A 13,828-nucleotide genomic window follows, 5' to 3' on the forward strand; every position below is an offset into this window, starting at 1 on the left:
GCTCCGCGTTTCCCAGCTCCCTCATGCGAGGGGGCTGCGTATCCGGTCTTAGCATCCGTTTCCGCATGTTATCCCGGTCTTACGGGCAGGTTGCCTACGTGTTACTCACCCGTCCGCCGCTAAGCTGCTTGAGAGCAAGCTCTCTCACAACTCCGCTCGACTTGCATGTATTAGGCACGCCGCCAGCGTTCGTCCTGAGCCAGGATCAAACTCTCCATAAAGGTAAAACCTTATTGAAGAGCCGTGATGGCTCAAAAGTTAAAGCTGGTTTTTCGAACCGAAGTCCGAATCCGTATTACGCTCGATGTTCAGTTTTCAAGGAGCAATTCGCTCGGCTTCGTCAGCCTCGCTAGCGCCACCGCGTCAGCGGCGACTTAAATAATATATCACAGTCGATTAGGCCGATGCAAGAACTAATTTATTCCTTTTTTCGTCGTTCATCGTCCTGTGCGATTCGCCGCATCCGCTCTAGCAAAAGCGACGATTGCTAATTTACCACAGACCGCCGCCCGGAGTCAACACCGGATTCGCAATATTTTTTATGGCCGTTCATCGCCCGCCGCATACCGCAATTCGAGCTTGAGCGATCCGCGTCCGCGGATCGGCTTCGCCACTTCCCTGGCCAGCCCCCGATGAACCAGCTTCCGCAGCAGCAAGGTCAGGTCCAACGGCAGCCCGTGTAACCGGGAATCTTCCCGAAGCTCCGCGACGGACCACGGTTCGGCCCGGCTGGCCAGCACCCGGAGCAAAAGCGAACACGAAGAACGCATTTTCGTCTGGATCGAGAATTCGCACGCCAGTACGACGAGCTGAACGCGTTTCTCCACCGTTTCGGGGCTGTCCGTCAATTCCTCATATAATTTATAAATGCCGGGGTTCACCAGACGCATCTGCTCCCAAACCGTCATTTCCGGTAGCATTCCCTGTTCGATCAGGCAGATATTCGACCAATACCGCAGACATGCCAATATGTGGCCGTAGGCGTCCGGCACTTGCCCGTTCTGGAGATCCGTCTTGGCCAACATATAAGACATAATGAAACGGGAAAACGCGACCAGCAGCTTCCGTTCGCGCAGTTCCCCCGGCCATTCCTCCAGAAAGTGCCGCAGCTCGGCGATCCGTCCCGTTTCATCGGACAGCAATTCGCCTTGAACGAGCCACCCGACTCCGGTGCGGTCACCGTGGATCACCCACCGATTCAACGTGTCCAACGTAACCCGGCGGACTTGGATGCGCACATCGTCACGCAGCCAATGCTCGATTTCTTCTTGCGGCGAAACGCGATTGCGGACGATCAGCACCAACCGGTCCGTACCGTCGGCAAAAGGCAAGCCCGAATAGGGGTCATGCACGAGCAGAAGCCCGATCATCCCCTCTTCCTTGCCGAATAAGTCGAGGTAGTACCAATCTTTGCTTTCCAGCCGATTCAAACCGTTCACCGTCCGCCCGAAGGTATCGCACCGCACACTGCATAAGTTGGCCTGCACGTAAAATGTAGGCTATAATGTTTTTTGAGGGTATGGTGTAGTTCTACACCCCCCTGCCCGTTTCCTGCTTGAAGCGGGAATGGCCAGAGGTTGAACTAACGAACGGGAGCTAAAGCCACATGAAATGGAAAACGAGCAAAATATCGATGATGCGCACCTGGGGACTGCTCCTCGTGCTGATCGGTCTCGGATTATGCGTGCTGGGAACAAGCGGAATCCTGCTGTTCGGACAAACCGGCAAAATCATCGCGGCTGTCTTCATGGTGTTCGGCATCATTTCGTGCTTCGTCAGCATGGGCGTTTATTTCTGGGTCGGCATGCTGTCGACCAACGCTCCGGTCGTGGATTGTCCGGAATGCGGCAAGCGGACCAAAATGCTGGGGGAAACCGACCGCTGCATGTACTGCCATACGATCCTCACCTGGAATCCCGACAAAGCCACGGAGGCGGCGGAACCGCAACAGCCGGCAGCTCCGGCGCAAACCTGAATCAAAACGGCAAAAAACAGGACTCCCTTCTTGAAGAACGGGTCCTGTTTTTTCATGATGCGATCGGATTAAGGCCTGCTTTGCAAATGCTGATCGATGACGCTCCAGGCGCCGTCGGACGCGAAGCTTCGCGCCCAGGTCGCCACGCCCGCGAGGTTGTATTTTTTGGCCAGCTGCATTCTGGCTTGAAGGGATACGGAATCCTCGATCCAAATTTTCTGCGTGCCCGCGCCGTCCTTGAATTCGACGTAGTTCTGCCCGGCCTCCTCCAAGTACTGGGGTTTCAACTTCTTGTCCGTGAGAAGCTTGCTCACCGCGTCCATGCCCATCGTTTTGGACGACACCTTCACGCCCCCGTTTCCGTCCGGCTTTTCCGTCCACATCCGGGTGTACAGAGGCACGCCAAGAATCAATTTGCGAGCCGGCACCCCGTCTTCTTCCAAAATCCGGCGTACCGAATTCTCCGCCCATTGCAGCGAAGAGACGGATCCCGCTTCCGGACTGCTCGCCCAATGCTCGTCGTAGGCCATGACCATCATGTAATCGACCGTTTGGCCCAGCTTGCTCCGATCCAGGAAAAGCGACCAGAATTCGCTGTTCGACTTAGGCGTCACGTCGATGGAGACGACCAGGTTCTGCTCGTGGGCAAGCGGCGTGAATTCGCGAACGAATTGCACCAGGTTGTCCTTGTCCGACGTTTTCACGTTTTCGAAATCCAGGTTGATCCCCTGCAATTGAAAAGTCTTCGCGTACGCAAGCAATTGCTGGATCATCTTGAGCCTTGTCTCATAGGAAGCCAACGCCTGCTCCGTACGCTCCGGCTCGAACCCGTTGCTGAAGAGCGCCCACACTTGCACGCCCTTGGACCTGTACCATTGCGAATACGCGGCGTCCGCCTTGCTGCGGATCGTCCCTGTGCCGTCCGTCAGCTCGAACCAGGTCGGACTGACGACGTTCACGCCCGCCAGCTCCCCGATTTTCTCCGGATTCGGACGGTTCTCGTAGACGGCCTCCCAGGTCAGGTTGATCCGCTGGCCCACCGCTTTCCACGCGATGAACGTCTCCGGTTCTTCCTTGCCCGGAAACTTCTCCACCTCGAGCAACGAAGCGTCATTCTTCGCCACGTAGCCGATATTGCCGGATTCGGTCTGTGCCCGGTACCAGCCGTCTCGTTCTCCCCAAAGACGCAAAACCGTCCCCGGCGCCGCATCTTCCACGATCGGAAACGACTTGTCCGGTCCTTCGCGAAGCTTCGCGCCATTTTTGCGTTCCTTCGGGATTTCCGCACGCTGCACCGCTTGATCCGGGGCAAGCAAGGTAACGATCCCCGTCTTGCCGTCCGTTTCCGATCGGAAACCGAACAGTTCCTTGAGCGGCGCGAGCGGCAAATAAATTTTTCCGTCCTGCTTGACGGCGGCAAACTGAAGCGTAAAGGGTTTTCGGTTCAACGTGGCGTCTAACGCTCCGACCTTGAAATGGATGACCCGCGTCTTCGTGGTCAGGATGACGGAGTCGGTTTCCTTTTCGTATTTGATTCCGTCTCCCGACAGCTTCTGTCCGACCTCAAGCGGGATCAGCATGCCGTCTCCCGCGCCGATGGCATGGCTTTTCGTCCATTCCCCGCCCAGCATGATCGGATGCGAATCGGCGAGATACGGAGGGACGACGTGTTTCGTATTGGGCATTTGCGTCCAAACCCACCATGCCGCTCCGGCTGCGGAAGCGATAAACAGCAATATCATGACGACCCATAACCGGGACCGCCTTCTGCGGGCTCCCAATCCGGCCGCTTGGACCCTGCTCAAATCGTTTCACTCCTTATCGTTGCTGACCTGTTGCCCGTAATTGGACGACAGAGGCGGGGCGAAAGTTGCGAACTCTCCTAAAATGGCAAACGCGCGTAGACGATTCTCCACGCGCGCTTATTCGGCTTTCTTCCTTAATTGCGTTGGTTCGAACAGGACGGGCACAGCCCGTAGATTTCCATTCGATGACCGTGGACCTGAAATCCGGTAGATTGGGCCGCGGCTTCCTCAACGGCTTTCACCGGGGGATGCTCGAAGTCGACCATCGTTCCGCAGCCGGTGCAGATCGCATGGTAATGGTCCGACAGATCCGCGTCGAACCGGCTGGAATCGTCCCCGTAAGTCAGCTCCCGAACCAATCCGGCGTCCACGAACAATTTCAGGTTGTTATAGACCGTCGCGACGCTCAGGCTCGGATATTGTGGCGACAGCGCGCGGAAGATATCGTCTGCCGTGGGATGGACATGGGATTCCATCAAGTATTCCAAAATCGCATATCGCTGCGGGGTCATGCGGACTCCGCCGGATTTGAGCTGGTCCACGGCATGATGAACCCGGGATTCCATGCTCTTCACAGCCTTTCATGATGACGTACGGCTCTCGCGGTCCTGATGCATGCCCGAGCAGTCGACGAAGTCGACGACCAGGACAGGCGGCGATCGCGTAGTCAATTATTTAGACCCATTGTACGTTTCGTTTCTTGGCCTTGTCAATGGAAGAAGAGCCCCTCAGGCCCCGTGCTTCTCCAGCTTGATATCCCCGACCGTCTCCGCGGAGATATGCCGAGAACCGTCTCCAAGCTTGCCGGAAAGCTCTTGCGTGCCGGAATCTTCATGCTCGCGGACTTGGAGAGACCAGTCGTCCTCGATATCGCCGAACGTTGATTTGGCCGTGATGGTGACGCCCGCGTTTTCCGGCCAAGCGAGGGTTACGTCCCCGATCGTGCTGGAAACGTTCCAATCTCCGCCGACCGAACCGCTTCGGACGAGGATGTCTCCGTGCATGTTTTTTGCCGTAAGAGCAGCCAGCGGATTCCGAATCTCCATATTTCCGTTGACGCTTTCCAGATCGGCGTTCCCGTGGAGATCGGCCAGCCTGATATCGCCGTTCAACAGTTTGACCTGCAACGTACCGCCGATTCGTTCCCCGGTAATATCGCCGTTCTTGACATCCAAAGCCAAGTGGACGGATTCCGTTAACCGTTCCAGGCGTACGGATCCGCTGCCGACCAACACTTCCAAAGACGAAGGCATACGGTCTCGCGGCAAGGTGACGGTAATGTCCATACGGGGCTTGCGCAAGTTTCCCTTCCCATAAGGCTGCCCGTTCGCCACGATCTCAACGCTCTCGCCCTCCATGACCTGAACGGCGGACCTTTCCGCGAGCGATTCCGCTTTGGTCCTGTCCGTAACGTCCACATAGACGACCGCTTTCACCTCGATATCCGATCCCGACCCTTCGCGAAGCGTCACGTCACCGTTCACGTCCGAGATGGTCACCTTCTTGCTTGGATCGCGTATGGGAACGACCGTGACGCCCTTGTCGAAGGAATGCTTCGCGCGTTCGGAATCGTAGAAGCCCCAGCCGATGCCGTCCGTCCACTGCCGCAACGAGGATAGGTTGATCTCGTTCCCCCGGGCCGCGATCAGCACGAATCCGCCAAGAACGGCGGCTCCGAACAGCGTTCCGAAGGAAAATCCGACACGCCTCCCTTCATGCCGATGGACGGATTGAACCAGAATGAGTTCGACGCCGAGCGCCACGAGGGCAACAGGCCACCAGACGCTCAGGACGCGAAGCGCGTCCAGAACGCCCGCGTGATCGAGCAACAGGAGAATCCCAAGCGAGGTCAGGGACAAAGCCGCGGTGTAACGGCCGATCTTGATCATTCGCTTTCCCCCGTTACCCTTTTCTTCCGCTGCCGCTTCTCAATTCCCAAATCCACAAGCCGATCCCGGCGCCGATCAGCACGACCGCTCCGGCCATGGAACCGGACGATTGGAACAGCCAATGCGTCCACCCCATGTCCGCCATGAGCAGCAGAGCAACCGCCCCGGCAGCCAGCAGGACAACCGCGGACCCGTTGATGCCACGGTGCCTGCCTTCCGAACCCGGCAGCGGTCCCTGCATATGCCCCATCGGTCCGGGAGGAGGCGGAGTCTGACCCATGGCCTCCGTTATCGGCGTAGGCCCTAGCGGCTCGGGAGGAGGCGTCTGCCCAAGCATTTCAGGCGAAGGCACTTCCGGTGAAGGCGATTGAGTCGGCGGTCCGGCATATCCGGAAGTTCGGGCCATCGGGCTCGGGGGCAAATTTCCCGGCATTCCGTAAGGATACGCTTGCCATGCCGCATGGATCCGCCGATCGTTCACGATGTCCGTGCTCTGGATGGCGTCGAACAGATTGTAGAAATACAGGATCGGGATAAAGAGACTGAGCAGAACGATCGGGAACACTTCGTGTATTTCGATCGCGGTGAACACGATGGCGCATATATTCGCCGCAAGCAGCAGCATGATGACGGCTCCTTTCACCATCTGCCCAAGATAGAAGTGCCCCGTACCCGGAAAGAAAAAGGCCAGCACGCCGGCGATCCATTTTCTTTTCCGGGCGGGGTGCAGCCTCGGATCGTCCGGATATCCCGGCGGATATCCATGATAATAAGGGTTCGAACGGTTCCATTCGCTCATTTTCTGCGTCTTCCTCCAGCTTAGCGGCAATTTTTCCACATTGTAACATGGCTCCAAAATTCCCTACAACCGCTCGGGGACGGGGCGCCGACCTGGCCTGAGGTCTTGGTTGCTCGGGCGGGCGGCATTTCGGCTCAAGCTTTCCGGACGTATCGGACCATGGTAATGCCAGGCGCGGGCTTAAAGATTTCTTCGGGTTGAAAGCCTTGCCGCTCGTAGAGGCGGACGGCGGGTTCATTGCGGGTTTCCGCGGTCACGGATACTTCGGAGCCCCCAGGCACCTCGGCGAGGACATGTGCGACCAGTGCGCTTCCGATCCCTTTTCGAAAATAATCCGGTTGCACCATCATGCGGCAAATGACCGTTACGCCGTCAGGCTCGTCCTCTATGGAGATGGCACCGGCCAACTCGCCGTCTTCCGTCCAGCAGCCGTAAAACGTTTCTCCGCAATGTTGCAGAGTTAGCACGGTATCCTTCAAGGGCGGCAGGTCGGGAACGCCGATGAGGTCGGCTTCCCGCCGGTAAGCGGCATGCTGCAGGGCCCATAGTTCTTCGGCAATATCGGGGTTGGTAAGGTCAAGGGGGTGGATGTGCATGGGAACATCTCCGTTTCGTGCCCAAAATAGAAGAAACGGCACACCGCCCAAGAGCGAATATGCCGTGTAATTGCCTCTACCCCTTCAAACGCTCCATCAGCAGCTTGTTGACGAGCCCGGGGTTCGCTTTGCCTTTCGTTTCCTTCATGATCTGCCCGACGAGGAAGCCGATCGCCTTGTCCTTGCCTCCGCGGAAATCCTCCACGGATTGCGGATTGGCGGCGATGACCGCGTCGACGATGGCGAGAATGGCCCCTTCGTCGCTGATTTGCACGAGCCCCTGCTCCTCGACGATTTGCTGCGGGGACTTGCCGGTTTCGACCATGCCCTTGAACACGGTTTTCGCGATTTTGGTGCTGATGGTGCCTTTCTCGATCAATTGGATCATCTCGCCGAGCCCTTGGCCGGTGATCTTGACGTCTTCGAACTCGAGGTTATTCGCGTTCAAGTAGGCGAGCAGCTCGCCCATGATCCAGTTGGCGGAAGCTTTGGCATCCGACGTGTAGCGCAGGCTGTCTTCGAAGAAGTCGGCCAGCTTCATGGACGCCGTCAGCACGCCCGCGTCGTAGGAGGACAACCCGTACTCCTGAATGTACCGGGCTTGCCGGGCGTCCGGCAACTCCGGAATCGAGGCGCGGACGCGCGCTTTCCATTCTTCGTCGATATGCACGCGGACGAGGTCCGGATCCGGGAAGTAGCGATAATCGTGGGCTTCTTCCTTGCCTCTCATGCTGAATGTTTTGCCCTGCGACTCGTCCCAGCGCCTGGTTTCCTGCACGACGGCGCCGCCGCTCTCGAGCACGTCGGCTTGGCGCATCTGCTCGTATTCAAGCCCGCGCTGCACGCCCCGGAAGGAGTTCATGTTCTTGAGCTCGGCACGCGTGCCGAATTCCTTCTGGCCGTAAGGACGGAGGCTGATGTTGGCGTCGCAGCGCAGCGATCCCTGCTCCATCTTCACGTCCGAAACGTCGCAGTACTGCATGATCGCTTTCAATTTTTCCAAATAGGCTTTGGCTTCCTCCGGAGAACGGATATCCGGCTCGGACACGATCTCGAGGAGCGGCGTACCGACGCGGTTGAAGTCGACCAAAGAGGCATATCCGCCCTCCACATGCGTCAGCTTGCCCGCGTCTTCCTCCAGGTGCAAGCGGGTAATGCCGATCCGCTTCGCGACCCCGTTCACTTCGATGTCGATCCAGCCGTTCCGGCCGATCGGCTGGTCGTATTGCGAGATTTGGTACGCCTTCGGGGAGTCGGGATAGAAATAGTTTTTGCGGTCGAACTTGCACCAATCGGCGATCTCGCAATTGATGGCCATGGCGGCTTTCATCGCGTATTCGACGGCCTGGCGGTTCAGCACCGGCAGCACGCCGGGATGGCCGAGGCAGACCGGGCACGTGTGCGTATTGGGCGGAGCGCCGAAAGAGGTCGAGCAGCCGCAGAATATTTTCGAATTCGTGTGAAGCTCGACGTGCACTTCCAGCCCGACGACGGTTTCGTATTTGTTCATGGACATGTCTGTCGGACCTCCTTAGGAAAGCGCCGGACGGCGGAGATGGTGATCGGTATGGGACTCATAGGCGTGGGCCGCGCGAAGCACGGTCGTCTCGTCGAACGGTTTCCCGATGATTTGCAGGCCGACCGGCAAGCCGTCCGCGAAACCGCAAGGCACGCTGATCGCCGGAACGCCGGCCAAGCTGACCGGAATCGTCACGATGTCGTTCAGGTACATCGTCAGCGGATCGCCGACCTGCTCGCCGATCCGGAACGCCGGCGTCGGAGCGGTCGGGCCGATAATCAGGTCGTACTTCTCGAACGCCAGATCGAAATCGCGCTTGATCAGCGTCCGGACCTTCTGGGCTTTCAAATAGTAGGCGTCGTAGTAGCCGGAACTTAGGGCGTACGTGCCCAGCATGATGCGGCGTTTGACCTCGGAACCGAAGCCTTGGCTGCGCGACCGGCGGTACAGGTCCAGCAAATTGTCCGGGTTCTCCGCGCGCACGCCGTAACGGACCCCGTCGAACCTCGCCAGGTTGGAGGATGCTTCCGAGGAAGCGAGCAAATAATAAGTCGCGACGGCGTATTCCGTATGCGGCAGGGAGATTTCTTCCCATACGGCGCCCATCGATTCGAACACTTTCAGGGCTTCCGAGACCCGTTCTTTCACGCGGGGATCGATCCCTTCCCCGAGGTATTCCTTCGGCACTCCGATGCGGAGCCCGCGAACATCGCCGGTCAGCGCGGCGGTATAGTCCGGAATGTCTACGTTCGCGGACGTGGAATCCAGCTCGTCATGGCCGGCGATCGCTTGGAGGACGTACGCGGCGTCTTCGACGTTCTTGGTGATCGGGCCGATCTGGTCCAGCGAAGAAGCGAACGCGACGAGACCGAAACGGGAAACGAGCCCGTAAGTCGGCTTCAAGCCGACCACGCCGCAATAGGCGGCGGGTTGGCGGATGGAGCCGCCCGTATCGGAGCCGAGCGCGAAATACACTTGGCCGGCCGCGACCGCAGCCGCGGAGCCTCCGCTGGAGCCGCCCGGAACGTGGGCCGGCGACCAAGGGTTGCGGACGGCGCGGTAAGCCGAGTTCTCGTTCGAGCCGCCCATCGCGAATTCGTCCATGTTGAGTTTGCCGACGGTCACCGACTGCGCCGAACGGAGTTTTTTCACGACCGTGGCGTCGTAAATCGGAATATGGTTATCCAAGAAACGGCTGGCGCAGGTCGTGCGGAGCCCTTCCGTGACCATGTTGTCCTTGATGCCGGCAGGCAGGCCGAACAGAATGCCCCGCTCTCCGCCCGCCGCCAGTCGGTCGTCGAGAGAACGCGCCGTTTTCCGGGCACCCTCTTCATCCAGCGTCAGGAAAGCGCCGAGCTCCCCGTCCGTATCCGCAATCCGTTTCAAGGATGCCTCCGTCAGCTCGGACACCGACAATTCCTTGTGCGCCAGCTTATTATGTATATCCGTCAACCGCAGGTCAAAAAGCGACAAAACAGGTTCCTCCTTCATTCCACCGGTAAAATGGGTAGCGCGAGCTTTATTCCAAAACCGCGGGCACTTTGAACTGTCCGTCTTCTTCGTCCGGCGCGTTCGCCAGCACCTTCTCGATCGGCCAAGACGGCCGCGCTTCGTCTTCCCGCATGACGTTCGCCAGAGGAAGAACGTGGCTGGTCGGCTCCACGTCGGACGTGTCCAACTCGCCCAGCTTCTCGGCATATTTCAGAATGGCGTTTAATTGGCCGGTGAACTGCTCCTTCTCTTCTGCGGACAAATCCAGCCTCGCCAGATTGGCGACATGCTCGACGTCTTTCACGGTAATGCTCATGGCCGAAATCCCCCTTGCCTGTTCCGATAGGTAGTCATTCCTATCATTATATCGGACTGCCTGGACATTCTCAATGACGGCAAGCGGAGCGGGAATACATATCCCCTCGTTCCGGGTAATACTAATGAACATTACGATTCCGTCCGGAAGGGAGGAAATAACCGTGAACAAGCCGCCCGTTGCCGCATCCGCGGCGCCGCTTCGGGACGAGGGCTTGGTCGAGTTCGCCGCGGACGGCTTGGATGCCTGTCCGAGGCTTCACGACACGATCCGGAACGCCGGCGGAGATGACGAACAAAACAGCTCCCTGGACGGCACGTCATTCCGATTCGGCAGCTATCGTCAGCTGTTGACGCTGCTGCATCGCCTGCAGAAGGAACTTCTCCGCGAAGAAACGGACCGGATCCGGTTCCGATTCCAGTATGGGGAAAATCCTCTCCCTTGGTCCCCTCTCTCCAGCCTGTTCGAAACGGTGGGGGGACGCGGGGTAACCGAATATATCCTGCACCGGTATTTTACGACGCATCTGCAGCCGATCGTGCAGCCGAACGGACAAATCGTCGGCTACGAGTGCCTGCTTCGGCCGCTTCCCGAGCAAGCGCCTTTCCGTCCTTCCGAGTTGTTCGAGAAAGCCCGCAAAATCGGCCAGCATTCGTTCCTCGACCGGGAAGCCCGGCATGCGGCCATCCGCATGAGCTCGTCCCACTTGCCCGCCGGAATGAAGCGTTTCGTCAACTTTCTGCCTTCATCTCTCTATTGCACGGAGACTTGCCTTCGGGGGACCTTCGAAGCGATCGAGGAAACGGGAACGGATCCCGCGGATATCGTGTTCGAAGTGGCGGAGACAGAACGGCTGGACCATCCGGAGATGTGGAGCATCTTCGATCAATACCGGCGGCGCGGCATCCGGCTGGCGGTGGACGATTCCGGAGCTGACGGCGACAACTTCGGGCTCATCGAGGGCTTGAAGCCGGATTACGTGAAGTTGGACCGAAATTGGGTCAGCGGGTGCGACCGGGATCCGGAAAAACAGCGCCATATCGAAAACCTCCTCGAACGCGCCGCCCGCTTCCATGGGGTCGTTCTGGCCGAAGGCGTCGAGCGGGAGCCGGAATGGCACTGGCTGCGCCAGGCCGGTGTCCCGCTGTTCCAAGGCTATTTGTTCGGGTTGGCCGCTCCGGTACCGGCACCTGCGGCGCGTACGCTGTCGAGGATTTGAATACGGCGGGAAAAAACGCTGAAGTACGAAATTCCGTTAATGCGTCGCGCTTACCGGTTCATTATCGAAGAAAAAAAGCCGGGCCGACATATCGTCGGCACCGGCCCTTCTTATATCCAAGCTTTCAAATTCACTTGCCGGATAAACTCCTCCCGGCTGAGCACTTCTTTATCGCTTGCCTCGTGCGCCTCGTCTTCCTGATTGCCGCGCACGATTCGGTTAAACAATTCTTCGTTGCGGGTCGCGAGAGCGAAATCGATCAAGGCTTCCCTCTCGATGCGCTCCGCTTCCAGCTCGAGAAGCGTTTCTTCCAATTCCACGTCCGACGCAGGGACATAGAATTGCCGATTGGCCTTGGGCACGCGGATAATATATTCGAATGCGCTGTCGTTATTGCGGTCGTAGGCGATCACGTAGCCGTATTCCCCGATCGGCAGATTCTGCTCGAATCGGTCCCCGACGATGATGACCTTTTCTCCCAGTTTCAGCACGCCGTTCTCCCCCTCCCTGTTTGAACGCGGTGTTACCTTCATCCTACTAAAAACGCCCCCGCTATGCAAATGGGAAGAAAGCCGATGGAACCCAGGCGGTTTTGAGACCTCTCAGTCGCTTGAGGACAGCTTGCGTCTCCTCCACCAAATCAGTAATGCATAGGCGATGGTCGGCCACGGGAATTGGATCATTCCCCATAATCCCCAGAACCACGCTTTCCCGCCGCGTCTTCTCGCATGCAGAAACAGACATGTGCCTTGCGCCAGCAAGATCATGGCAACCGGCACCAAGATCGGCCAAGCCTGACTCGCGGTTAGAGCTTTCATGGAGTCGTCCTCCTGCCGCCGCTGCGCGCGATACGTTTGATTTCCCCGACGAGCCAGGGGATTCCGGCAACGGCAGCCGCCGCTTGGAACATCCAAAACAAGGGCGGCATGCCCGTAACCAGCAGCAGCATCAAACCCATCGCCGGTATCGCAATCGACCACAAAATCGCCAAATCCCGCCATAGTTTACGTTTCGCCAGCCGTTTGCGTTCCCGCACGAGCGCCGTCCAGGCAGAAAGCGGTGCCGGTTCGACCGCGAAAGCATCGTCCAAACGCGCCCAAGTCTCTTTCATCGCTTGTATCGTGTCATCTTCCCGCTTGGTTTCGTCCGATCGCACCGTCAAACGTTCCACTCCTCCCGGATTTTCTTGATCGCATGATGAATACGGGACTTGACCGTACCCGGCGCCACCGACATCATGTCTCCGATTTCTTCGTACGTATAGCCGCAGTAATGCTTGAGAACGAGCGGGGTGCGGACTTCCTCGGGAAGGGCGGACAGCATCTCGTTCAGCTCCGTCCATTCTCCGCCCCTTGACAGCGTCTCGAAACGGAAGGCTCCGCTGCGGGTCTCTTCCGTCACGTACCTCCGCTCCGTACGGCGCTTGCGAAGCAGATCCAGGTACAACCGGGTGCCGATCGTGATCAGCCAAGACGAGAACTTGGAGCTCCCGTCGTAACGTTCATAATGCTCGATGGCCCGCACCATCGTCTCTTGCGCCAAATCTTCCGCCAAGGTCCTATCCATGGTTGCTTTGATCAAATAGTGAAAGACGATTCCGTAATGCTCGCGCAACAGTTCGGCCAGCTCTTCATCGGATGAAATTCCGGCGGAGGAACGTTTGCGAATAGGGTCAGACATGAATACGGGCTCCTGCCTTCCTGGAATTTCTCTCCCGTTTGATTCCGGAGTACCGGTAATACGTCCGTCGATGCCGATTCGTTCATGAGAGTCTGAAAGAAATTCGTTTGCTTTCACGTGAACCAAGAAAGACCGCTTGCGCGGTTCTGCTTCCTCAATTATACCTACAGCTCACCTAAGGTTTTCGCAAAATAACGTCTCCGGAAGTCACTACAGCGCTCGGAGCCGGGGATTTCGCAAAATAACGTCTCCGGAAGTCACTACAGCGCTCGTAGTCGAGGATTTCGCAAAATAACGTCTCCGGAAGTCACTACAGCGCCTGTAGTCGGGGATTTCGCAAAAATAACGTCTCCGGAAGTCACTACAGCGCTCGGAGTCGGGGATTTCGCAAAATAACGTCTCCGGAAGTCACTACAGCGCCCGTAGTCGAGGATTTCGCAAAATAACGTCTCCGGAAGTCACTACAGCGCCCGTAGTCGGGGATTTCGCAAAAATAACGTCTCCGGAAGTCACTACTGCGTTTGTTGTTGTTGTGGAGG

Annotated in this window: 15 protein-coding genes and 1 rRNA gene; 2 read left to right on the forward strand and 14 right to left on the reverse strand. The window is 57.9% G+C overall.

Features of this window, described 5'->3' with window-relative positions; all coding sequences use genetic code 11:
* Nucleotides 1-221, reverse strand: a 16S ribosomal RNA gene (locus GE107_RS25630); the annotation flags it as partial.
* A gap of 318 nt (nucleotides 222-539) precedes the next feature.
* The gene (locus tag GE107_RS25635; RefSeq protein ID WP_219644560.1) at nucleotides 540-1,430 is read right to left on the reverse strand and encodes a nucleotidyltransferase-like protein; all 891 of its coding nucleotides are present in this window, start codon (nucleotides 1,428-1,430) and stop codon (nucleotides 540-542) included.
* 176 nt (nucleotides 1,431-1,606) lie between these two features.
* Here GE107_RS25635 and GE107_RS25640 point away from each other — a divergent pair, with 176 nt between their 5' ends.
* Entirely contained in the window at nucleotides 1,607-1,975 is a 369-nt protein-coding gene (locus tag GE107_RS25640) for a DUF2614 family zinc ribbon-containing protein (RefSeq protein WP_219644561.1), read from the forward strand.
* Between the two features lie 68 nt (nucleotides 1,976-2,043).
* On the opposite strand, the gene GE107_RS25645 is transcribed toward GE107_RS25640, so the two are convergent.
* The 8 genes from GE107_RS25645 to gatC form a co-directional block, all read right to left on the reverse strand.
* A complete protein-coding gene (locus GE107_RS25645; protein WP_255570870.1) occupies nucleotides 2,044-3,780 on the reverse strand; it encodes a glycosyl hydrolase family 18 protein in 1,737 nt (578 codons plus the stop codon).
* Between the two features lie 134 nt (nucleotides 3,781-3,914).
* On the reverse strand, nucleotides 3,915-4,346 hold the full coding sequence (locus GE107_RS25650; RefSeq protein ID WP_219644562.1) for a Fur family transcriptional regulator: 432 nt from the start codon (nucleotides 4,344-4,346) through the stop codon (nucleotides 3,915-3,917).
* A gap of 162 nt (nucleotides 4,347-4,508) precedes the next feature.
* Nucleotides 4,509-5,669 carry a DUF4097 family beta strand repeat-containing protein gene (locus GE107_RS25655; protein WP_219644563.1) on the reverse strand — a complete coding sequence of 387 codons (1,161 nt, stop codon included), beginning with the start codon at nucleotides 5,667-5,669 and terminating at the stop codon, nucleotides 4,509-4,511.
* Between the two features lie 13 nt (nucleotides 5,670-5,682).
* Nucleotides 5,683-6,468: a TM2 domain-containing protein gene (locus tag GE107_RS25660; protein WP_219644564.1), complete on the reverse strand. Its 786-nt coding sequence runs from the start codon at nucleotides 6,466-6,468 to the stop codon at nucleotides 5,683-5,685.
* Nucleotides 6,469-6,602: 134 nt separating this feature from the next.
* Nucleotides 6,603-7,064, reverse strand: coding sequence for a GNAT family N-acetyltransferase (locus GE107_RS25665; protein ID WP_219644565.1), 462 nt, complete (start codon nucleotides 7,062-7,064; stop codon nucleotides 6,603-6,605).
* Nucleotides 7,065-7,140: 76 nt separating this feature from the next.
* The gene (gene gatB / locus GE107_RS25670; protein WP_304517960.1) at nucleotides 7,141-8,580 is read right to left on the reverse strand and encodes an Asp-tRNA(Asn)/Glu-tRNA(Gln) amidotransferase subunit GatB; all 1,440 of its coding nucleotides are present in this window, start codon (nucleotides 8,578-8,580) and stop codon (nucleotides 7,141-7,143) included.
* A gap of 15 nt (nucleotides 8,581-8,595) precedes the next feature.
* Nucleotides 8,596-10,056 carry an Asp-tRNA(Asn)/Glu-tRNA(Gln) amidotransferase subunit GatA gene (gene gatA / locus GE107_RS25675; RefSeq protein ID WP_219644566.1) on the reverse strand — a complete coding sequence of 487 codons (1,461 nt, stop codon included), beginning with the start codon at nucleotides 10,054-10,056 and terminating at the stop codon, nucleotides 8,596-8,598.
* 46 nt (nucleotides 10,057-10,102) lie between these two features.
* The gene (gatC, locus tag GE107_RS25680; RefSeq protein ID WP_219644567.1) at nucleotides 10,103-10,390 is read right to left on the reverse strand and encodes an Asp-tRNA(Asn)/Glu-tRNA(Gln) amidotransferase subunit GatC; all 288 of its coding nucleotides are present in this window, start codon (nucleotides 10,388-10,390) and stop codon (nucleotides 10,103-10,105) included.
* 163 nt (nucleotides 10,391-10,553) lie between these two features.
* On the opposite strand from gatC, the gene GE107_RS25685 reads away from it, so the two are divergent.
* Nucleotides 10,554-11,609: an EAL domain-containing protein gene (locus GE107_RS25685; RefSeq protein WP_219644568.1), complete on the forward strand. Its 1,056-nt coding sequence runs from the start codon at nucleotides 10,554-10,556 to the stop codon at nucleotides 11,607-11,609.
* Between the two features lie 110 nt (nucleotides 11,610-11,719).
* On the opposite strand, the gene GE107_RS25690 is transcribed toward GE107_RS25685, so the two are convergent.
* From GE107_RS25690 to GE107_RS25705, 4 genes are all read right to left on the reverse strand, one after another.
* Nucleotides 11,720-12,100, reverse strand: a complete 381-nt coding sequence (locus GE107_RS25690; protein ID WP_219644569.1) for an ATPase — start codon at nucleotides 12,098-12,100, stop codon at nucleotides 11,720-11,722.
* Nucleotides 12,101-12,211: 111 nt separating this feature from the next.
* A complete protein-coding gene (locus tag GE107_RS25695; protein ID WP_255570873.1) occupies nucleotides 12,212-12,427 on the reverse strand; it encodes a hypothetical protein in 216 nt (71 codons plus the stop codon).
* The gene (locus tag GE107_RS25700; RefSeq protein ID WP_370636542.1) at nucleotides 12,424-12,765 is read right to left on the reverse strand and encodes a YxlC family protein; all 342 of its coding nucleotides are present in this window, start codon (nucleotides 12,763-12,765) and stop codon (nucleotides 12,424-12,426) included. Before GE107_RS25700 ends, GE107_RS25695 begins: the two co-directional genes overlap by 4 nt.
* 2 nt (nucleotides 12,766-12,767) lie before the next feature.
* The gene (locus GE107_RS25705) at nucleotides 12,768-13,289 is read right to left on the reverse strand and encodes a sigma-70 family RNA polymerase sigma factor (protein WP_219644571.1); all 522 of its coding nucleotides are present in this window, start codon (nucleotides 13,287-13,289) and stop codon (nucleotides 12,768-12,770) included.
* Nucleotides 13,290-13,828: the final 539 nt, after the last annotated feature.

The organism is Cohnella sp. CFH 77786, assembly GCF_019400745.1.
Classification (GTDB): Bacteria; Bacillota; Bacilli; order Paenibacillales; family Paenibacillaceae; genus Cohnella.

What these genes read in the sequence shown, in the direction of transcription:
- GE107_RS25695 (WP_255570873.1), bottom strand. Translation starts at nt 12,427, where the DNA reads ATGAAAGCTCTAACCGCGAGTCAGGCTTGGCCGATCTTGGTGCCGGTT.
- gatC (WP_219644567.1), bottom strand. Translation starts at nt 10,390, where the DNA reads ATGAGCATTACCGTGAAAGACGTCGAGCATGTCGCCAATCTGGCGAGG.
- GE107_RS25655 (WP_219644563.1), bottom strand. Translation starts at nt 5,669, where the DNA reads ATGATCAAGATCGGCCGTTACACCGCGGCTTTGTCCCTGACCTCGCTT.
- gatB (WP_304517960.1), bottom strand. Translation starts at nt 8,580, where the DNA reads ATGTCCATGAACAAATACGAAACCGTCGTCGGGCTGGAAGTGCACGTC.
- GE107_RS25660 (WP_219644564.1), bottom strand. Translation starts at nt 6,468, where the DNA reads ATGAGCGAATGGAACCGTTCGAACCCTTATTATCATGGATATCCGCCG.
- GE107_RS25650 (WP_219644562.1), bottom strand. Translation starts at nt 4,346, where the DNA reads ATGGAATCCCGGGTTCATCATGCCGTGGACCAGCTCAAATCCGGCGGA.
- GE107_RS25705 (WP_219644571.1), bottom strand. Translation starts at nt 13,289, where the DNA reads ATGTCTGACCCTATTCGCAAACGTTCCTCCGCCGGAATTTCATCCGAT.
- GE107_RS25640 (WP_219644561.1), top strand. Translation starts at nt 1,607, where the DNA reads ATGAAATGGAAAACGAGCAAAATATCGATGATGCGCACCTGGGGACTG.
- GE107_RS25665 (WP_219644565.1), bottom strand. Translation starts at nt 7,064, where the DNA reads ATGCACATCCACCCCCTTGACCTTACCAACCCCGATATTGCCGAAGAA.